Source organism: Emticicia fontis, from assembly GCF_054779675.1.
Map to the genome: position 1 here is coordinate 1 of NZ_BAAGXU010000024.1, position 20,840 is coordinate 20,840.

Genomic DNA, 20,840 nt, shown 5'->3' on the forward strand with positions numbered 1-20,840 from the left:
TAGAAAAATACAAATTTTATCTGCTTGCTAGATGTAGCGTTTCTATTGAACCACCACAGTTTATTCTAATTCAATCCTTATTTTTTCTTAACCAATTTGTATTCAATTACTGGTCTACCACGCTCGCCACCATCTGAGGCAAGACCCATACTTACAAATTTCAATTTATACACATTGCCAAGTGGATCTTTAACTACATAAAAACGGTCTTTTCTGATTCCTACAGTCGCGCCGCTCGTTACACGCCATTTGCTACCAATGGCATCTCTTGTTTTAGCAAAAGTAGTAGTAGCAATGTTTGCCTCTGCGTAAGCATCGTAGCTAACAGTAGTTTCAAGTACTTCAGCTGCTTCTGCACCGGCAGTGTAGTTAAGCAATACGAAATCCTGGAACCAGTATGGAGTAGGAGGGACAGTGCCAGCGTTTGAAGTGCTGTATCCCCATTGAATATCCCAGTTAGTTTTACGAGGCTCAACAATCACAGTTTTACCCGTTTCTAACGATAAAAAACTGAAGTTTACATCTGCATTTTTAGGAATATCAACTGTCTGGATAGTTGTTTCTCCGATTTTTGCAAATTGTACTTTATAACCTTCACCATTACGGTTTACTTTTACTTTATACCATTTGTCTTTGGTTTTGCTTCCTTCAAAGCTTACTAGGTATACTTTGTTTTGTGCTTCAGTAGCGGATACTTCTGCGAAAACAGTTTTAGTTAAATCACCATCCCATGAGTCAGCTAAAGCAGCTGTACCATCACCACCAGGCGCGAAATTCAAATCTGGTACTAAATCAGCATCAGCTAAAGTTACAGTAGCAATATCTGTTTTAGCAGTGGCAGTTGCCGACGATTGATAACCTGGATTCAAGATAACTCTGAATTGACCGCCTTGATAAAAACCTAAGTTCCAGCTTTTTCTGTTTGCTAATGTTGTTGCATTAGCACTCAAATCTGCATAAACAGCATTTGTATAGTTTGATTCTGCTGTTTTACCTTCCAGAGTCAAAGTACTTCCTGTTGAAGTAATAGCCGCAAAGCTTAATTTCAATTCAGTATTGTTTCCTGTTAATACAGGGCTACCTACCGAAGTCATTTTCAAGGCAAGTGTTTCGTCGCCATTCAAAAATACATTAGCTTTTTTCTTTACTTTGAAAGACACCCCTGATTGCCCTGAAGGAATCGTCACACTTACAACATTGTTAACAGCAGCAGGCTCTGTTACAAACTCTTTATCGTAAGTAACTAAAGTAGGTGTTAATTGAATGCTTATCGGAATAGCTAAATCAGTAGCACGGGTTAGGGCAATCTGAATAGTTGCTTCTTCACCATCAATACCTTGTTGTGCGGTAGTAAATCCAGCTAAATTGTCGGGCAATGCTACCTCTTCTTTACATGCACCCAGCGCCACTATGCCACATACAATCAGAAATTTGTTGAATAATTTATTCATTGGGTTTAAACTTTGGTTTGTATTAGAGAAAATTATTAATGCTTTGATAATTGTGCGGTTAATCCAAGAAAATAAGAACGTCCGTAAGACAAGGGAACAGCTCCACCACCCGAACTATGAGCCCCTCCGGTGTCAACGGCGGTATTGTTTACGCGTGTGACATTAAACAGGTTTTTAACACCTGCCAGAAGAGAGAAATTTTTATAGAAAACTTTGTTGAAAGTCAAATCAGAGGTGTGAAATGCCGAAGTTTCAGCCAAACGTGTTTTTATACCTGACTCGGTTGAAACTGCCTGATAACTCGGTTGTTTGCCTGTAAACTTGTAGAAGAGGCTGATACTTGCCGCAATCTTAGGAAACGTATAACGAATGTTGGTATTCACTTCGCTAGACCATACAAACTCCGGCAGACTTTCAGATTCTGAGAAACGATTATAACGACCAATATAAGAATAACCCAAAGTAGCTTGTAGATTCTCCCAGTATAAGGTATTATTCCAGGTTATTCCAGTGGTCTTATACAAATCTACATTAAGATAAGTAGATACTTTGGTATCGTTAGGGTCAACTCCAATTGAAATCAGATTGTTGAATACGTTGTAGAAACCACCTAAAGTTGAGTTCAAACGAACTTTAGGCTTTTCGATAATCTGATAAGATAAGAATGCATTGAAACTGTTTGAGTTTTCCGCTTTCAGATTGGTATTTCCTCTGATAGAGTGATTACTATCGAAGAAGGTGAAATATAATTCACGTAAGGCCGGTGAACGGAATCCACGGGCATAGGCCATTCTTAAATCCAGGCCTTTTACTAAGGTGAATTTGGTATTGATAGACGGAATTACAGGTGGGGCATCGTAAACAGAGTTTTTGATGAATCGTAATCCCGGACGAATGTTAATGTTAGAATTGAGCTTAAATTCAGAAGAAGCAAAATAAGCGTATTCACTGATAGTCGGCGTTCCTTGTATTCTGGCTCCAGCACTCGAATTGATATTAGCTTCTAAACCATGCTGTAATGATATTTTCGGAGAAAACTTATGCTGACCAGTCAAACGTACAAAAGTTGTCTGGAAAATAGCTTTATCTTGTGAACCTTCAATGAGAGAGAGAGTTCTTCTGTCTCTAACTAAATCAATATCGGTAGTCTGGGTTTTTCTGCTATAATCGGTATAAGAAGCAGCAAGAGCCAGACTATTTTTTGCATTAAATTGATATTCTCCTTGTATCTGATGAAACAGGCGATTAGTAATATAATATTGGTCAGTAGCAGAAAGATTACCGGTTTGTGTGCTTGTATAAGTATTCCCCAGACTTTTCAATGTTTCATTCGTACCATTAAAACGATACCAGCCATTGAATTTTGAGGTGCGGTAAGAAATCCCTGCTGTTGTCAGGTACTGTTCTTTTGGCATCCATTCTTTTGCTCTTCCGGTTGCGAGCCCTTGCCAGCCTCCAAAGAAGTTTCTGGTGAAGTTGCCGGATACCTGTAAGCCTTTCTTCTGCCATGCAAGCCCTAAAAATCCATTATGAGTACCATCACCATTAAAAGCCTGGTATTCATCGCCGGAGGTTTCTTCCTGTGCACGGGCTGTTAATGTCCAGTTGGCACCCTCTTCTCCTTTTTTTGTAATGATATTAATAACCCCAGCCAAAGCATCAGAACCATAGGCAACTGACATTGGCCCCTCTACAATTTCAATTCTTTCTATAATATTAACGTCAATCTGGCCAATACTTTCACGGGTTGATCCTCTATCTACTAATGGTACACCATCTAATAAAACTTTCACGTTTTGTCCAGACATACCCATTAATTGTACATCGGTTGTGCCTAAAGTCAAATCATTAGAGAAGCGCATCCCTAGCTCTGTACTTAATACAGTCTGGATATTGGTAGCTCCGCGTAGTTTAATTTGTTCGTTTGTAATGGTACGTACCTGATATACAGAGTTTCGAACCGATTGAGGTCCGAATTGTCCGGTAACAACCACATCCTGTAATTCATTAGATTTTTCGCTTAAAGTAATAGTACCAAGCGAAACTATTCCTTCATTTTTTACCTCAATCTCTTTCTGAAAAACCTGATAGCCAATAAATTGAATTACCAGCGTTTGCTTACCAATAGGTGCATTAATTAAAAAACTTCCATCAGCTTGTGTCAACTGACCTAGACGGGTATTTTTGAGCATAACAGAAGCACCTGCAACGGCTCCGTTAGTATCAATTATTTTCCCTTCAATTTTACCTAGGCGTTCTTGTGAGTGAGCAGTAAGACCAATGGTATATATAAATAAGAATAGATAGAGAAATCTCATTCCGTAGTAATTTTTATTTAGACTTAATTTAAATAATGTACAAATGTAGTAGTTTATTTAGATTAAGTCCAAATAAAAATAAATTAATATTTCTTATCAGTTCTAAAGCTACTAAGTTGGAGATTGAAATATAAGAAATGTAATTATTTGTTAACCAGGGATTTATGTAGAGAGTAGAGGATCTATAAAAAAACAGCATCACTCCTGAAAGAAGTGATGCTGTTGTGACAAAGGTTTTGTGGGGACTATAAATTCTTGATTGTTTGACTGCAATTCATAATACTATTAACGATTCTGTGCTAAAGTTGCACCACGGTTGATTTCTGTACGGATAACGAAGTTTTGAGTTACTTTTTCTGTTGGAGTTTCTACAACAAAAGTATACTCACCGTCAGCTAAATTAGTAAGGTTAAATGCTTTTGAGTATTGAGCATCACCTGTTGCATATTCGTTGAAGTAAACTACGCGGTCGTTGTCTACTAAGTATATCTGCGCTTTTTGTTTTGTCGGATTTTCGAACGACAATTTGAAACGTAGGCCACCTAAGTTTTTAACGCTAAGGTTTGCTACTTTCTCTGATGCACTTACTTTTCCGTTTGAAGTGCTTTTGCTTGTTTGAGCGAAGCTTGTGCTTGCTGATGCTGCGATGATTGCGATTGCTACGACTAGTGCTTTCATAATATTCTTTGAATTTTGTTTTCTATTGGAGTAAATACTTAAAAGATTAAACTAGAAAAAGTTATAACATCTATTGCCTCCTCTGAAAACCTTTGTTGATGCAAATTTACGTAACTATTTGAATACAAAGCAATTAGAAAAATGAAAAATATTGAAAGTTGTTTTAATAATATACCTCATTATTAGAATAGTGCAATGTTTTAAGGAAAATTGCAAGAGAAAGTTTAAATAATCCTATCAAAAAAGTAGACTAATTATGTGACCGGAATTTTCTTTGGATAAAAATGATTAAACTGTAGCTAAGAATAATACAAAAAGCCAAAAAACAGTAGAAAATGGCATTTTTAGGGGTTCTAAGGAAATAAATATTTTATCGGGGATAATTCATAAAAATTTATTTCTTTCGCATAAAAATTCCCTGCTCAAAATCATGCTTAGTATTAAGAATTTCCTGAAAAGTTATAATAACCACAAAATTCTGGAGGTAGAAGACCTGCAAATCCCGGAAGGTATTCATTGGTTTAAAGGGATTAATGGCTCTGGGAAGTCAACTCTTTTCAGATCTATTGCCGGAATCTTACCATATCAGGGAGAAATACTCTTCAATAATCTGGACTGCCGGAAAGATGTAGTAGCTTATCGTTTGCAAGTTAATCTAAGTGAAGCAGAACCGTTGTATCCAGATTATTTAAGCAGCTATGATTTATTAAAGTTTATGGCTGATGCCAAACAGGCTCCGGCTAATCAACTAATAACTTTAGCCGATAGTTTGGGAGTAAGCCAATACTGGAAATCGCCAATTGGTACTTATTCAAGTGGAATGCAAAAGAAAATCTCTTTGCTTTCAGCATTCTTGGGTAAACCAAAACTGATTATGTTAGATGAACCTCTGATAACCATTGACGACCGTAGCGTGCAGATAGTCTATGAATTAGTAAAAGATTATTATGAAAACCAGGGAGTAAGCTTCTTATTATCCTCACATCAGGATTTCCGTTTCGAGAAATTAGCTATTAAAAATATGTATCTGGTACAAAATCAGGCAGTAACACAGCAATGAAAAGTTTATTCAGAATTTTCAATCTCACTATCATTAAAGAATACTACCGCCAGAATGCGGTTTTCATTTTTGCTGTGATGATGTTTGCCTTTGGTTTCTTGAGAGCTTTAGAGCATATTACCTTTATTAAAAATGCACTAAAATTGCCTTCTTTACTTGGGTTTGTTTTTCTTGCCTGGGCTTTACATGGTTTAAAAGTTACTTTATTTACTCTTAGATTGCTTGAGTCAAAGCAAAATGAGTTTTTATATCATGCCAGATTATTTTCTCCGTTCAAAAGATTCTGGGCATTTTGTATATTGCAATTAAGTCTGATTCAATTGACTTTCTTGTATTCGCTAGCCATGATAAAATTCGGAATTGACGATAAAAGATGGTTAGAAGTAGGATACATCATTGCTTGTAATATAGTATTGATAGTAGTGGGCGCTTTGATTTATGAATATCGAATACAAAGACCTAACGCAGAGCAGGTAAGAAGCCAGCCTATGCAGAAAATTTTTGCGCGATTTCTTACTCCACCATATCTCTTTTTTGTCAGGTATCTTTTCTCCAAACAACCCGTTTTGTTATTGCTTACCAAATTATTCTGTTGTCTGGTGCTGATGGGTGTTTGTAATTTATATCCTACAGATGATTATGACGAACGATTATTAGCTTTAGGCGGCTTGTTTGTTGCAGCAGGGCATACTGTCTTTTGTCAGCAATATTTCTATTTTGAGAATAGGTTTTTGCTGATTGCTAAAAATCTCCCAATAAGCCATCTGCAACGACTTTTAAATTATTTATTGTCCTATTCAATACTTTTAGTACCTGAAATAATTGTATTAGCCAGAAACCTACCAGATAATGTAAGTTATATCTTTATGATTCTGCTAATGCTTTTTATTTTATCGATGATATTCCTGAATCATCATGTGCAGTATATCAATAATGTTTCGGATGATGCTTTTATGCAAAGGTTGTTTTTTACAGGGATTCTGTTTTTATTATTGATAATGTTTAAGATTCCCGTAATTTTGATGGCTCTTGTCAATTTTTCAATCGCTGCATACGTTTTTAGAAAGCATTATTATTTGTCCGAATTCAATCCATAATTTTATGATTCGCATACTTACCATACTACTATTTATCACAACAACTACTTTTGCACAAGGCCCTTTTAGAATTTCGGCAGAAGTGCAAGACCCCACAGAAAAAAGAGCCATTCTGGTATTGCACCGCGACTGGGTAGGTCAGGAAGAAGAATATGAGCTAACCCTGAATAGTGATAATCGCTTTAGCTTTGTAACAACCATTAAAGACCTGGCTTACATCGATTTTTACTACGGAGACCAAAGCCTACATTTCTGGATTGTTGAGCCAAAGGATGAAATAACACTTAAATTCAATCCTAAAAACTTCTGGAAAACCTTACAGATAAGTGGGCAGGGGGCAGAAAAGGGACAGTATTATGCTGAGCATCAGAGTAAATTCGAAATAGCCAACGATTGGGAACTACAAGTCGAAAAATGGAGAAAACTCCCTCTAAAAGCCTATTTCGAAAAACTAGACGAAGAGCAGGTCAAACAAATTGATTTCTTAGAAAACTATCAGAACCTTTCTCAGAATTTTAAAGATACACGCAAAGCAGATATTATAGGAGTCATTCAGAATTATAAAGTTGAAGCATTATCAGCTGAAAAATATGCTTCCTGGCCGCAAGACAGCATCAGAAATAATTTGAAAATGGGCGAAGTACCACCTGTGGCTCAGGCTGCTTCTTTAGAATATGGTAATACCTATTTAAACCTGGTTGACTTATTCATTGCCAAAGAAGCGGTACGCAAGAAAAAAGAGTTGACAGAAGCTGACGAGTATAATTTTATCAAATCGCTCTACACCAAAAAACAAATCTCGCAGGAATTAGCAGAACGCATGATGGGTTTTAAATTACAAAACGCCATTGAGGCTAATGGTGCCAGCTCAAAAATTATTCCTTCTGCCTACGATTATCTTGCTTTTGTTCAGAACAAAGCCTACAAAAACTATATCAATCAGCTTATTAATCTGCAAAGAACTTTAGCCAAAGGCTCACCAGCCAAAGAGTTCACATTAAAAGATATAGAAGGAAAAGAAATATCTCTGAAAGACTATAAAGGCAAAGTAGTCTATCTCGATTTCTGGGCAAGTTGGTGTGGGCCATGTATTTACGATATGAAATTTGCCGAAAAGGTGAAGGAACACTTCAAGAACAAAGATGTCGTATTCATACAGATTTCACTCGATAATGAAACTGAATGGAAAGAAGCCGTAAAAATGTATGACTTGAAAGGAATTAACGTTCGTACAGACGATAATGGCGCCGTAGTAAAGAACTATGCAATTTCGGGTATACCGTCTTATTTCTTAATTGATAAAAGTGGAAATTTCGCTGTCTCAAAAGTAGTAGACCCTAGCGATGAAGATGGTAAAACACTCATATCACAAATTGAAGAAGTATTAGCCAGAAACGAATAAGGTTTACTGACTACCTATTAATCTGATAAAATCTTTATAATAACTCTCACCAATAGGGATGGTGGCGCGGCCAATAAAAATGCGCTGGCGCTCAATGGAATTGATTTTTTCTAAAGATATGATATAGGATTTATGCACTCTGACAAAGCGATTAGATGGCAATAATTCTTCCATTTTCTTCATGGTTTGCAAAGTCAGAATCCGTTCTTCTGTGGTATATATAGAAACATAATCTTTCAACCCCTCTATATAAAGAATAGAAGAAAGACTTAGTTTGATGATTTTATACTCTGTTTTGACGAAGATAAAATCCAGTTGTTGTTCGTTGCCCGGAGGTTTATTCTCAATTGGTTTAGCAGGCTCCGGTGCACTAACAACAGAATTATTCTGAAATCGACTACTGGCTTTTTGAACTGCTTTCAGAAATCTTTCAAATGAAATAGGTTTCAGTAAATAATCAATTACATCTAATTCATAGCCCTCCATTGCATATTCAGAATAGGCTGTTGTCAGAATGGCTTTACATTTGCCATTGACTACTCTTAAAAACTGTATCCCTGTCAGGCTAGGCATCTGAATATCAACAAAGACGAGGTCAACTTTCCCTTGTTGTATCAGGCTTAGTGCTTCCAAGGCATCGGTACAAGTGCCAACTAAAGTTAAAGAGGGGAGTTGATTTATATATTTTGCCAGAATATCTAATGCCAGAGGCTCATCATCTACTACCAGACAGCGTATTTTTTCCATATTATAAGATCAGATTGAGTTCAGACGAATAGCTATCTCCATCGTTTTGTATATCTAAATGATGATTTTTAGGATAAATCAGATTCAGCCTTTTCTTGATATTTTCTAAACCAATTCCCCCAAATCTATCCTTATTCTGATTCGCTTGTTGATTCTTTACAGTGAAACTTAAATTATTCTGATTTACCAATAACTGAATCGAAAGCGGATGTTTCTCATCTTGTACACTTCCGTGTTTAAAAGCGTTCTCCACAAAAGGTATCAACATCAATGGCGCTATTCGTTGCGAAGATACGTCACCTATTACCTGAAAATCAACATAAGTTTGTCCTGAATATCGCATCTTTTGTAATTCAATAAAATTATTCAGGTAGCTTAACTCAGTTTCAAGGCTCACTTTCTCCAGATTCGATTCATACAACATATAACGCATCAATTCAGAAAGTTTCAAAACCGCTTCCGGCGTTTTAGGCGATTGATTAAGGGCAAGCGAATAAATATTATTGAGTGTATTAAATAAGAAATGAGGGTTGAGTTGATTTTTCAAAAAAGCATTTTCAGCATTCAGTTTTTCGGTTAATAATGCATTTTTTTCTCTTTCGTTGATAAAAAAATCTTGAATCATCTTCAAAAAGACAGCATTAAACGTGTAAGAAATTACATTATAAATATTGTCGGTAATGTAATATAGCAAGCGTCTGGATTCTTCCGAATAATTGTGATACCCAAATAGCTTCCAGAATATTACTTCTTCCAATAAATACCGGAAGGATATATAAATAGCACACACTGCTACAAAACCCAAAGTTAGTTTCAGGTATTGTTTTGTTGAAAAATAACGATTAAGAGTATATAATATAAGATAAGTGGTTGCTATTGTGAGAAAAATCGAAGTACAGGCAAATGGGTTTTTAAATCTTTCCCAAGAGAATGCATAATTTTTTTCTCCTATGGCGCTTAATAAATCTCCTTTAAAATAAAAAAACAACCAGAAAATAATATGAAATAAAATATGTTGACGCTTATTCATGAGTAGGTCTTTTGAAATTGATGATGAAAGTAATTCTTATGCTTGAAATCTCAAACCCATACCGACGAACGCCATTAAAATACCGTCAAACACTCTTCTGAAACGACAAAGTTAGGAAAGCCCATTAGTCGACCTAGCAAAGGGTTGGACGGTAAAAAAACAGCCTGTGACGATTTAAGGCAATAGTTTATTCTTCCTGATTCTACTTTTGAGCATCATAATCAAAACCAAAAATATTATATGAAAAAGCTATTATTTATTTTATTCATTAATCTATCAGGTCTGTCACTTTTCGCTCAGAAACCTACACAAGATTTAGAAGTATTGATGATTGGGGCATCGCATCAATATAATCCTGAACCAAAACAAGAAATGAGTAATATACACGCAAAAATCAGAGCTTTCAAGCCTGATGCGGTGTTTGGAGAATGGTTATCTCCCGAAGATGAAAAAGCGATTAAAACCTATTGGAATAAAGAAGGCGTTTTGAAACGTCTAGAACGTTTAAAGCAAAAGAACAATATTGCCGAAAAAGATTTACCAGCTACGGTAGCGCGTTATGAAAAAGCTTTAGATAAAAATCCGGCTGATATGAAAAGCAGGATTGATTTGGCTGTTGCCTATTATCTAAGCAATGATGCCGGTAACGGTTACTTTCAGATGTGGAATGTTGCCAAACATTTGCAGAAAAATCCAAAAGATACCGGAGTATTTAATTATGCTCGCAAGAAGTATTTCTCAGCCTCAGTTGATTCGCTGCACGAAGCTATTAATCCTTATATAGATGATGAGTATGATTATGTAGCTCACCCGATGATGGTAGAGTTTGGCATGAAAAAAATCTATCCGATGGACTCACAACGCTGGGATAATGAATGGAGTGATGCCTGGAGCAAAGCCGATTCAGTTTTCTATGCCCGATTGAATTTGTTGAAAAAAGACTCTTTGTCGGCAGAAGGTAAAAGAGCAAGAGAGATTTCTAAATACGTAAAAGATAGAATGGATTACCTGATTAAAGACGGAACCCAAACTTATAGCATGACTCATATAACCGAGGCCATGAATGGGCCAGAAATGACAGAATGGCTTTTCAGGATTAATTTTTACTCTAGTGAATATCAGGAATTATCAATCTTCCCTGCCGACTTATATGGCTGGATGCTCCATTGGTGGTGGCACCGGAACAACGATATGTGCAATAATACTATTGAACGTGCAAAAGCAAATGGCTTTAAGAAAGTAATGATTGTAGTTGGAGCCAACCATGCAGCTATTATGAGCAAAATATTCAGAGAAAAGGGGGTTAAGGTTGTAAGTATTCTGGATGCTCCACTTAATTGAAAGTGAGTGAATGTGTGGTCGCCGTGCGATGATTAATTAAAAAGGCAAATTAATTTTGATAAGGATTTGCCTTTTTAATTTGAAATTATGTGACCTAATTTTTTTCGACTACAAATGGCCGATTTTTATCTGTTATTTTTCACTGTTAATAAAATCCCAGGCAGGTTCAATTACTCTATTCTTGCACTTAACAGTTTGATTTTATCAAAAATCTTCCCAAACACTTTGGAAGCACAATCCGAAGTCGTAAATTTAAGAGATCCCTAATTGAGGATACCATTCGAAGAAATATCTGGGTTTTCGGGAATCGGTCAGAATGGGAAAAGAATTAGATAATATTTTAAGAAAGCAGCGAGTATGTTTAAAAGAGCGATTGACTATAATTATCAGCATATTGATTTGGGGGTAGCCAAGGTAACTGAAACTAAAATGAGGCCAGAAAAGGTAGTCGCTACGGTGACTACCTTTTTGAATGAAGACAGTGATATTTTAGAGAAAGGCAGAGTTACGGCCAAGCATGTTGGTTAGAAACAATGCATTAATCAGTGTATTTAACAGAAAAGAAGATTAGCCGTCATTAAAATATTCAATACTTAGGTATTTTTATAAGAATTTTAGTTTTAAACCATCAATTACTGCCTTTTTTTAACGTTCTTTGCAGGAATATATAGATGTAAAACTTTTTGTATGCTACACTCAATGACTGGTTTTGGCTCGGCTACCCTCGAGAATACCAAAATCTCTGTTACCGTCGAAATAAAGTCCCTTAACTCAAAATTTTTTGATATTTACTGCCGTATCCCGAAAGGTTATTCAGAACGTGAGGTTGAAATAAGAAATATACTTACTCAGGAATTAGAAAGAGGTAAGGTAGAATTCATGATGACTATCACACCTAAAGACGAAAGTGCTGCTTCAACGGCTGTTAATCGTGCTTTGGTAAAGGCCTATTTTAAAGATTTGAAAGAAACTTCGCTTGAATTAGGTTTCGAGCCTAGTCCTACCGAATTGCTAAGAATGGCAACCATGATGCCCAATGCGTTTAATACAGATGGTTTAAGCGAGGCAGATGCACAAGAAGAGTGGGATTTGATAAAAAGCACCGTGACACTTGCAATTACAAAGTGTAAAGAATTCCGTTTACAAGAGGGTAAAAATACTGAAGCGAAGTTCAGAGAATATATTGAAAGCATAGGAAGCTTATTATCACAAGTTGAGGAGCAAGCCCCTAAGCGTATTCCTATGGTTCGCGAGCGAATTGAAAAAGCTATCTCCGACTGGATTCAAAATGAAAACTTTGATAAAAATCGCTTCGAGCAGGAATTAATCTACTATGTAGAGAAATTCGATATTTCAGAAGAAAAAGTTCGTTTGAAAAACCACCTGGAATATTTCATTAAAGAGCTAAAAACAGCTTCGAATGGTAAGCGTTTGAACTTTATCGCGCAGGAAATTGGCCGTGAGGTGAATACCATAGGCTCTAAAGCGAATGATTCTATTATTCAGCGACTGGTTGTGCAGATGAAAGATGAATTGGAAAAGATAAAAGAGCAAACAATGAATATTGTTTAAATTCTCTTTATTTTTGTCCCGGATTATCTGCGCCAAATAGGTAGAAACCACTGTTATTTATTGATTATTTTATATTTTATTACCAATAACTCTAAATTTTAATTTTCGAATTATGAGCCAAATTGTTAGAGTACACGCCAGACAAATTCTTGATTCAAGAGGAAACCCTACTGTAGAAGTAGATATCCTAACCGACAACGGTTATTTGGGACGTGCCGCTGTACCTTCAGGCGCCTCTACAGGTGTCCATGAAGCAGTTGAATTAAGAGATGATGATCCTAAAACGTACGTAGGTAAAGGCGTATTGAAAGCCGTTGCTAACGTAAATAATACAATAGCACCTGAAATCTTAGGCGCAAATGTTTTCGAGCAAGGATTGATTGACAAAATCATGATCGACCTTGATGGCACATCAAACAAAGGTAACTTAGGAGCAAATGCTATTTTGGGTGTTTCGTTGGCAGTAGCCAAAGCAGCTGCTTTCGAAGCAGGTTTGTCTTTATTCCGCTATCTAGGTGGTGTAAATGCCAATACTTTACCTGTACCAATGATGAACATCCTGAATGGTGGTTCTCATGCAGATAACTCAATCGATTTCCAGGAGTTCATGGTAATGCCTGCTAAAGCAGACTCGTTCTCACAAGCATTGCAAATGGGTACCGAGATTTTCCATAATCTGAAAAAAGTATTGAAATCGAAAGGCTATTCAACAAACGTTGGTGATGAAGGTGGTTTTGCGCCAAACATCAAATCAAATGAAGAGGCTATCGAAATCGTTTTACAATCAATCGAGAAAGCAGGTTTCAAACCAGGTGAGGACGTATTCATCGCTATGGATGCTGCTGCTTCTGAATTCTACAACGCAGAAACAGGATTGTATACTTTCAAAAAATCGGATGGTAAACAATTGACGTCTCACGAAATGGCTGCATATTGGGAAACTTGGGTAAATAAATATCCGATTATCTCTATCGAAGATGGTATGGCTGAAGATGATTGGGGTGGATGGGCAGAACAAACCAGATTAATTGGTAGCAAATGCCAGTTAGTAGGTGATGACCTTTTCGTAACTAACGTAACACGTTTACAAGAAGGTATCGATAAAGGTATTGCAAATGCTATACTTGTGAAAGTAAACCAGATTGGTTCATTAACTGAAACAATCAATGCGGTTAACCTGGCACATAGAAATAAATATAAGAGCATCATGTCTCACCGTTCAGGTGAAACAGAAGACTCTACTATTGCTGACTTGGCAGTAGCATTGAACACAGGTCAAATCAAAACTGGTTCGGCTTCTCGTTCAGACCGTATGGCTAAATACAACCAATTACTTCGTATCGAAGAAGAATTAGGTGAAATGGCCTACTTCCCAGGTTTAAAATTCTAATACCTGATATATTACAATCAAAAAGCACCAGACAATAAAATTGTTTCGGTGCTTTTTGTTTTTTTGCTTTGAATTTATACTTTTGATAAAGAATCGTGCTTTTACTAATTCCTAATTCAAATCTTTGGACTAACCCTTACGTTTATTCAAAGAGGCCAAGCTTTATAAGTCTATGAAAATCTATGTTCCCGCTTTTCTGCACAAGTATCGCTTCTATGTGCTTACCACCGTTGTTTTATTGGTCTGGATAGCATTTTTTGATGGCAGTAATCTTATTTCTCAGTTTCGACTCTGGCAAAAATATCAGGAAATCGAAGCTGAAAAAGAATACTATGTAGATGCCCTGAAAAAAGTTAAACAGGAAGAAAAAGAAGTGATGGGCAATGCTGATGCGATGGAGAAATTTGCCCGTGAGAAATATCTCATGAAAAAAACAGGCGAAACCGTTTTTGTGATAGTTGATGAAAACAATCAATCTGTCGAAAAAGAAGAGTAATTAAAAAGCCTTCAAGTGCAACTTGAAGGCTTTTACTTTTTATCTGATTTCTACTCTTGCCGTTCGCTGACCAGAAGCATTTCTGATTGCTACTTGCTGGGCCAATGCTTCCGCGGTAGCTTTAAAGGCTTCACTGGTAATAGGCTCGTCTTCCATCATAATCGGACGACCTTCATCTCCACCCTCTCTAATGCTTTGCACAATTGGAATTTGTCCTAATAACGGCACATTATATTTATCTGCCATTTCTTTTCCTCCATCTTTCCCAAATAAGAAATACTTATTATCAGGTAATTCGGCAGGAGTGAAGTAGGCCATATTTTCTACAATACCTAAAATAGGCACATTGATTTGCTGCTGACGGAACATTGAAATACCCTTATTTACATCGGCCAAAGCTACTTTCTGTGGAGTAGTAACTACCACAGCACCTGTCAATGGAACAGTCTGTACCAAAGTCAAATGAATATCACTCGTTCCCGGAGGTAAATCGATCAGAATATAATCTAACTCGCCCCAATCAACATCTCCAAAAAACTGACGTAATGCCTGGCTTGCCATTGGCCCTCGCCAAATAACTGCACTATCGGGTGGAGTCAGGAATCCGATTGAAATCATCTTTATGCCATATTGCATAATAGGTGAAATCATATTTTTGCCATTTTTCTGAGAAATCAATGGCTGCATATTTTCTGCACCAAACATCAGCGGAATTGAAGGCCCTGAAATATCAGCGTCTATAATACCTACTTTAGCTCCCGATTTTTTCAATGCCATCGCCAGATTGACTGTAACAGTCGATTTACCAACGCCACCCTTACCTGATGAAATGGCAATGATGTTTTTAACGCCCTCTAACATAGGCGCATTGCTTCTGATAGAAGTAACATCAGCCGTCATATTGATAGTTACCTGAATATCTTTGCTAAGCAGATTATGAATGGCATCTACACAGCTTTTTCTGATAAGCTCTTTTAGCGGGCAGGCTGGCGTAGTAAGAACTACTGTAAAAGTTACCTGATTGACTCCGACTACAATGTCGCGAATCATATTAAGTGTTACCAGGTCTTTTTTTAAATCCGGCTCTTCAACCGTACTTAGTGCTTGAAGTATTTTTTCTTTGGTGATAGTAAATTCTCCCATGGAGTGCAAATTAGTTCGTAAATACTTTTGTCGTACTTCTCCAATCCAATAAGGAAAGCAATTTTAGTTTATTGTCTTTCCCTTCAATACTGAGATTTCAGAACCCTCAGCTAATAGAACAGAAGTAGGTTTAGTGTCTTTTAAAAAAGCGAAATCAGCGCCATAAAGTTCATTAAAATTACATTGTATCTCATAATCCTTAACCGGATAAACATTCCAGCGAGGATGTGTTACCTCATATTCATTAGTTTTCTTGTCAGAATACCTGGCATAGCCCCAATAGTGTTCGGTAATAAACTCCTCTTCACTACCCGATAAAATGGATTGAGATTGATTGCTGGCCATAGCTTGCAGATGATTCCAGCCACTTTTTGATTTCCATGAATACTTCACAAATAAGGCTGAATCGCTTTCATTAATTTCATGCCTGCAGGCATGGGTTGCATAATTTTCATTATAAACCGTATTCGCCACAAGTGTAATCATGTGTTTTGGTACAATTTCTTTAATAAAAACTACCCCTCGTTTCCATAGGCCATTATCGTTGTACCTTACATAAAATCGAAGATTTACCTCTTCAAAATTTATATGAAAAGGAAATTTTATCCCTAATACTTTTGTATCTACAAAAAGAAAACCAACCAGACTCACATAGCATCTGTCATTCCACAAATCCAATTCAGTTTTAAAAGGCAGATATTTTTTCAGGATTTCCGGCGAAACCACATAATTAGCCATGAGAAGTTTACGCCATTGGGCGTCCAAAAAAGTAGTTTTCCGGCCAGATTTCTCTTGCATAGCAGAGTCTTAGAGTAGGTTAATACAAAAACTGACATAATCTGCCTACAAAGGTAAGCAAGCGTATGTCAGTTTCGTAAAATTTTATGAAAATTAAGCAGCTACTAACTGCGAAAGTACTTTTTCTTTTTCACTCGATACATCAAATTTATCACTAAAACCATCCAGTTTAGCCAATAAATCAGTCAGGAATTTCTGATGTGCCGGTGTATCTGTCTGAATTGGGCGATGTGCTAACGACATTTTTACCTTATACCATTCTTTCAGAAAGCCGTTCAAGTCTTCAGTAAAGTAAGTTTCAGAGAATTTTTCAAAGATATACTTTTCTGCCTGCTCATTCGGATGAATCATATCTGCTTTGTAGAAGCGATAATCCCGCAAATCATCCATCATGATTTCATAGCTTGGGAAATAATGCACATCAGTAAAATCCTGCTCGATATGATAACAAGCTGTACGAAGAATGCTTTTACTAACCGAATTTAACTGTAAAGTTTCACGGGTATGCCTTACAGGGCTTACAGTTAATAAAATTTTGATTTTATTGTTATGCATTTTCAACGACTCATACATCGAGCGAAAACGCAAGGTAATATCTTTCACACTAAGCATCTCTTTTTTGAAATTAGATGCTGGAGCTTTATGACAATTGGCTACTGCCAAACCATTTTCTTTCAACTGATGCACAATAGCTGTTCCCAGTGTAATTACCAGGAAATTTGCTTTTCTTAAAAACAACTGAGCTTTTTTGTTGGTCTGATTCAGTATCTCTTCTAATTCTTCTCTCGAATCAGCATAGAATTTTGAATGATAATCATAGTGCTGCCAGATACCAGAATTCTCTACCATCAGATGTTTATAAATCGGTTGACTTTGCAGACTATTGCTCACCAACTTGAAAATCGAAGAGGGGTTAAAAACAGTCCCGTAAGGGTTGCATAAGCATTGTATCTTATTATCTGCTAACTGACTTCCAATGACCTCGGAGAAACAAGAACCAACAGTCATTATTCTGGAGTCAGTGCCGATACGGAAGCGAGAAGGGCTCACTTCAATTTCAGTACGGAATTCCATTTTATATACTTTATTAGGGGTTAGTTTTAAGGACAGTTAAGTGTTTGATAATCAACTGATTGCGAAAGTAATTTTTTAGACTGATACTAGCAAACTTTTTATTAAAAAAAGATTAAAATTAATATTTAGGAGAAGATTCCTTAAACTATTGTATATATACTAAGAAATAATTGCATTATTTATGTGATAATCTTATCCTAACGCCACTCAATCAGTTTTTCAATACCTCTGTACCCAACCACCATTTTATTAATAATCACTTTTTCTAATAGCGAATTTTCACACGTGTTTATTGTATAGTGCGGCTCAATTTTGATTAACTTATTAAAAAATAAAGCCATAAGAAATATTCTATGGCTTTGATTAGTTTAAGACTGATATATGTATTAAAGTTTTAATTTATAAGTAAACTGAATCGTAAAGTCATCTAATTTTGTATCTTGAAATTCATGCGAGATGAAACCTCCTAAGGTAATTGTATTCTTTTTGTTGATTTTATAATCAACCTCTGCTTTATATCTTACTTCGTCAAAAGCCTCACCCATCCGATAAAATAAATCAGCAGAAACAGCAGGTGTAAACCGGGTTTTATTAGGGTAAGCAAGCTCTAACCGATTGCGTAAATAGCTTTTATCATTTTCAAGCGTTCCATTGTCATCCTTAAACTGATTCTGATAACGCAAACGATAGGTCAATTTTAAAAACGCAATCTTGTGGTCATAAGTAAGGTTGGCGTAAAAGCGATGATAAGGCTTAAATACATAAACTTCATCACCCTTATCGTACTTCCGGCGACTGATAAAACGATAAAAGGCGTTTACTTCCCAATGCTTATTAAATTTATAAACTGCGCCTAATTCACCAATATAAGAGCCGGTTGTAGTCAGATTGTTGGTGACACGCCATTGTGCATCGGCTTCTAAAGATATTTTCTTGGTAATGTTTTTACTGACACTGATACCTGTCCAGAGATTAGTGCTCCTTTCCTGAGCTAGTCCGGCAAAGGGGAGAACAAGTATTAATAATAAAATAAGTTTTTTCATGTTGTGATCTTGTCTGTTTAGGAGTAATGAGTAGGTACTTTATAGCAATAATAGCACCTTATTTATATCGAAATGAAATTCCGGAAGCAAATAATTCTTTCATATAAGTGTTTTAAGGATTCTTTATCAGCAAAGACGGGAAGTATCTGCAATTAGTAACAAAGTGTAGAAAATTTATAGAATTGTGTCGATACTCCCAATAAAAACCTGAAATCTTTATTAAACGGAATGCGTGTACTTATCTACACAATTAACTCAATTATATACAGATTGGAGTCTTTATGCTTTTGTTTGTATCAATCTGCATTAGTTTTCGGTTTCATATTCGTACCCTAATAAGTTTTGAATGAAATTCTTGCAACGCTACTCAATCTGGCTGCATATTATTGGCTGGATAGTTTTTATCATCATGCCTTTCCTGACTACACCTAACGGAAATTTCAATTTTCTGCGGCAGGCTAATTTCTCTTCATTCGTCATTTCTCAGTTAATTAATGATATAGTACTGATTGCTATTTTTTATTTTAACCTCAATTTCCTGACACCAAATCTATTTATCAAAAAGAATATTACGGCATTTGTAATGTATCTCATCGTGATATTCATTTTGATGATTATATTGAATAAACTTACGTTTGATACTTTTGTAAAACCTAATTTTCAGAGATTTCCACGACCTGATATCCCTAATTTAAGGCATAGAGATTCACCGGCATTTTTATTTATTCCTTTGCCTTTTCTTTTCAGAACTATCCTTTCATTTTCATTAGTGATACTTGCCAGCTCTTTATTGGCACTCATAAAAGAACACGCCATCCACAAAGAAGAAAAGCAGCAGATGGCATTAGAGAAAACTGCTGCTGAATTAGCCGTGCTGAAACTACAAATCAGCCCACACTTTTTATTTAATACACTTAACAATATTCGTTGGCTGGCCCGTCAGAAATCAGATAAAACAGAAGATTCCGTAGTGAAATTATCTCAATTGTTGAGATATATGATTTATCAGGCTAAGCATGATAAGGTATCATTAGAACAGGAGATCAACTATTTGCAGAACTACATCGAACTGCAAAAAATGCGATTGACCGAAAATAGCGAAGTAATATTCACTTACGAAGGTGATATTAAAAGATGGAATATCGAGCCATTATTATTTATACCTTTTGTTGAAAATGCCTTCAAATACGGCTTACATAGCCAGAACGAAAGCCTGATAGAAATAAGATTAAAAATTGAGGACCAAAAACTCAACCTCTTCGTAAAGAACCCCGTCTTTGCTAATAACTCCTCTGCCAGCGTTGAAGATTCGGGAATCGGTATACAGAACGTAGAAAAGCGTTTAATGCTACATTATCCCGACAGACACGAATTGAATATTGTGAACATTGGAGGTTATTTTAGTGTAAATTTAACCATAATACTGGCTGATGTCGAAATCAATTAATAAAGAAAAAATCAGGTGTATAGCCATTGACGATGAACCTTTTGCCTTGCAAATAATAGCAGATGATATTCAGAAAATTCCGTTTCTAGAATTGTCGGCAACATTCTCAAATGCCATAGAAGCCGAACAGTTTTTAAAGGATAATGACGTAGATTTGATTTTTCTGGATATTCAGATGCCTACTCTGACTGGTACACAGTTTTTAAGATGGCTTCCGGCTCCTCCGATGGTAATATTTACAACAGCCTATGAGCAATATGCCTTAGAAGGCTATGATTTAAGTATCGTTGATTATCTGTTAAAACCAGTGCCATTTGAACGCTTTCTAAGGGCTGCTAATAGAGCCTATGAATTACATTTACTTAAAGCAAAAGAGTATACACCTAATACTATAGAAGGACGCTCATTCTTCTTTATTCACTCCGAATATAAACAGATAAAGCTATTCTATGAAGATATAGTATACATTGAAGGCTTAAAAGATTATGTGAAAATATTTATCATAGACAACTCGAAGCCTATCTTAACCCGAATGAATCTGAAAACGATTGAGAATAAATTGATAGAGAACCAGTTTTGCCGGGTTCATCAATCATATATTGTTTCTTTAGATAAAATTACTTCTTTCCAAAAAACTAAGCTTTTGCTTGACAAACAGGAAATTCCGGTAGGCAGAAGGTTTCTGGATGCCTTTAAATTGAAATATCAACATAATTAAGCAAATATCAGACAGGGGTTGTTTGATTTGGAATG

General features: G+C 36.1%; 19 protein-coding genes. 10 read left to right on the forward strand and 9 right to left on the reverse strand.

The annotated features are described in order from the left end of the window. Positions 1 to 77 precede the first annotated feature (77 nt). The 3 genes from ACYVFA_RS13500 to ACYVFA_RS13510 all read right to left on the reverse strand — a co-directional run bounded on the left by ACYVFA_RS13500 (position 78) and on the right by ACYVFA_RS13510 (position 4,447). Positions 78 to 1,451: an HmuY family protein gene (locus ACYVFA_RS13500; protein WP_460472359.1), complete on the reverse strand. Its 1,374-nt coding sequence runs from the start codon at positions 1,449 to 1,451 to the stop codon at positions 78 to 80. A gap of 35 nt (positions 1,452 to 1,486) precedes the next feature. After that, positions 1,487 to 3,769, reverse strand: a complete 2,283-nt coding sequence (locus ACYVFA_RS13505; RefSeq protein ID WP_460472360.1) for a TonB-dependent receptor — start codon at positions 3,767 to 3,769, stop codon at positions 1,487 to 1,489. Positions 3,770 to 4,054: 285 nt separating this feature from the next. Further along, positions 4,055 to 4,447 (reverse strand): hypothetical protein, encoded by a 393-nt coding sequence (locus ACYVFA_RS13510; protein WP_460472361.1) that lies wholly within the window; start codon positions 4,445 to 4,447, stop codon positions 4,055 to 4,057. Positions 4,448 to 4,877: 430 nt separating this feature from the next. Between ACYVFA_RS13510 and ACYVFA_RS13515 the strand changes: the two genes are divergently transcribed. Genes ACYVFA_RS13515 through ACYVFA_RS13525 form a run of 3 tightly spaced genes read left to right on the forward strand, consistent with a single transcriptional unit; the run spans position 4,878 to position 8,006 of the window. Beyond that, a complete protein-coding gene (locus ACYVFA_RS13515) occupies positions 4,878 to 5,507 on the forward strand; it encodes an ABC transporter ATP-binding protein (protein WP_460472362.1) in 630 nt (209 codons plus the stop codon). Continuing rightward, positions 5,504 to 6,604: a hypothetical protein gene (locus tag ACYVFA_RS13520; RefSeq protein WP_460472363.1), complete on the forward strand. Its 1,101-nt coding sequence runs from the start codon at positions 5,504 to 5,506 to the stop codon at positions 6,602 to 6,604. The genes ACYVFA_RS13515 and ACYVFA_RS13520 overlap by 4 nt, the downstream gene beginning before the upstream one ends. Before the next feature lie 4 nt (positions 6,605 to 6,608). After that, the gene (locus ACYVFA_RS13525) at positions 6,609 to 8,006 is read left to right on the forward strand and encodes a TlpA family protein disulfide reductase (protein ID WP_460472364.1); all 1,398 of its coding nucleotides are present in this window, start codon (positions 6,609 to 6,611) and stop codon (positions 8,004 to 8,006) included. 3 nt (positions 8,007 to 8,009) lie between these two features. Here the strand turns inward: ACYVFA_RS13525 and ACYVFA_RS13530 are convergent, their stop codons facing one another. Next, the gene (locus ACYVFA_RS13530; RefSeq protein ID WP_460472365.1) at positions 8,010 to 8,753 is read right to left on the reverse strand and encodes a LytR/AlgR family response regulator transcription factor; all 744 of its coding nucleotides are present in this window, start codon (positions 8,751 to 8,753) and stop codon (positions 8,010 to 8,012) included. Position 8,754: 1 nt separating this feature from the next. After that, positions 8,755 to 9,783 (reverse strand): sensor histidine kinase, encoded by a 1,029-nt coding sequence (locus ACYVFA_RS13535; protein WP_460472366.1) that lies wholly within the window; start codon positions 9,781 to 9,783, stop codon positions 8,755 to 8,757. A gap of 240 nt (positions 9,784 to 10,023) precedes the next feature. On the opposite strand from ACYVFA_RS13535, the gene ACYVFA_RS13540 reads away from it, so the two are divergent. From ACYVFA_RS13540 to ACYVFA_RS13560, 5 genes are all read left to right on the forward strand, one after another. After that, positions 10,024 to 11,124: a DUF5694 domain-containing protein gene (locus tag ACYVFA_RS13540; protein ID WP_460472367.1), complete on the forward strand. Its 1,101-nt coding sequence runs from the start codon at positions 10,024 to 10,026 to the stop codon at positions 11,122 to 11,124. 357 nt (positions 11,125 to 11,481) lie between these two features. Further along, positions 11,482 to 11,652 carry a hypothetical protein gene (locus ACYVFA_RS13545; RefSeq protein ID WP_460472368.1) on the forward strand — a complete coding sequence of 57 codons (171 nt, stop codon included), beginning with the start codon at positions 11,482 to 11,484 and terminating at the stop codon, positions 11,650 to 11,652. A gap of 159 nt (positions 11,653 to 11,811) precedes the next feature. After that, the gene (locus ACYVFA_RS13550) at positions 11,812 to 12,696 is read left to right on the forward strand and encodes a YicC/YloC family endoribonuclease (protein ID WP_460472369.1); all 885 of its coding nucleotides are present in this window, start codon (positions 11,812 to 11,814) and stop codon (positions 12,694 to 12,696) included. 112 nt (positions 12,697 to 12,808) lie between these two features. Next, a complete protein-coding gene (gene eno / locus ACYVFA_RS13555) occupies positions 12,809 to 14,086 on the forward strand; it encodes a phosphopyruvate hydratase (RefSeq protein WP_460472370.1) in 1,278 nt (425 codons plus the stop codon). 172 nt (positions 14,087 to 14,258) lie between these two features. Continuing rightward, entirely contained in the window at positions 14,259 to 14,582 is a 324-nt protein-coding gene (locus tag ACYVFA_RS13560; protein ID WP_460472371.1) for an FtsB family cell division protein, read from the forward strand. A 39-nt stretch (positions 14,583 to 14,621) separates the two neighbouring features. On the opposite strand, the gene ACYVFA_RS13565 is transcribed toward ACYVFA_RS13560, so the two are convergent. From ACYVFA_RS13565 to ACYVFA_RS13580, 4 genes are all read right to left on the reverse strand, one after another. Continuing rightward, a complete protein-coding gene (locus ACYVFA_RS13565) occupies positions 14,622 to 15,725 on the reverse strand; it encodes an Mrp/NBP35 family ATP-binding protein (protein WP_460472372.1) in 1,104 nt (367 codons plus the stop codon). A 63-nt stretch (positions 15,726 to 15,788) separates the two neighbouring features. Further along, positions 15,789 to 16,523 (reverse strand): YqjF family protein, encoded by a 735-nt coding sequence (locus ACYVFA_RS13570; RefSeq protein WP_460472373.1) that lies wholly within the window; start codon positions 16,521 to 16,523, stop codon positions 15,789 to 15,791. Between the two features lie 93 nt (positions 16,524 to 16,616). Beyond that, positions 16,617 to 17,597 (reverse strand): GSCFA domain-containing protein, encoded by a 981-nt coding sequence (locus ACYVFA_RS13575; protein ID WP_460472374.1) that lies wholly within the window; start codon positions 17,595 to 17,597, stop codon positions 16,617 to 16,619. A 386-nt stretch (positions 17,598 to 17,983) separates the two neighbouring features. Further along, positions 17,984 to 18,640 carry a DUF2490 domain-containing protein gene (locus tag ACYVFA_RS13580; RefSeq protein WP_460472375.1) on the reverse strand — a complete coding sequence of 219 codons (657 nt, stop codon included), beginning with the start codon at positions 18,638 to 18,640 and terminating at the stop codon, positions 17,984 to 17,986. Positions 18,641 to 18,986: 346 nt separating this feature from the next. On the opposite strand from ACYVFA_RS13580, the gene ACYVFA_RS13585 reads away from it, so the two are divergent. Continuing rightward, entirely contained in the window at positions 18,987 to 20,087 is a 1,101-nt protein-coding gene (locus ACYVFA_RS13585) for a sensor histidine kinase (protein WP_460472376.1), read from the forward strand. Next, complete coding sequence (locus ACYVFA_RS13590; RefSeq protein WP_460472377.1) at positions 20,071 to 20,805, forward strand: LytR/AlgR family response regulator transcription factor; 735 nt, start codon at positions 20,071 to 20,073, stop codon at positions 20,803 to 20,805. The genes ACYVFA_RS13585 and ACYVFA_RS13590 overlap by 17 nt, the downstream gene beginning before the upstream one ends. Positions 20,806 to 20,840 lie beyond the last annotated feature (35 nt).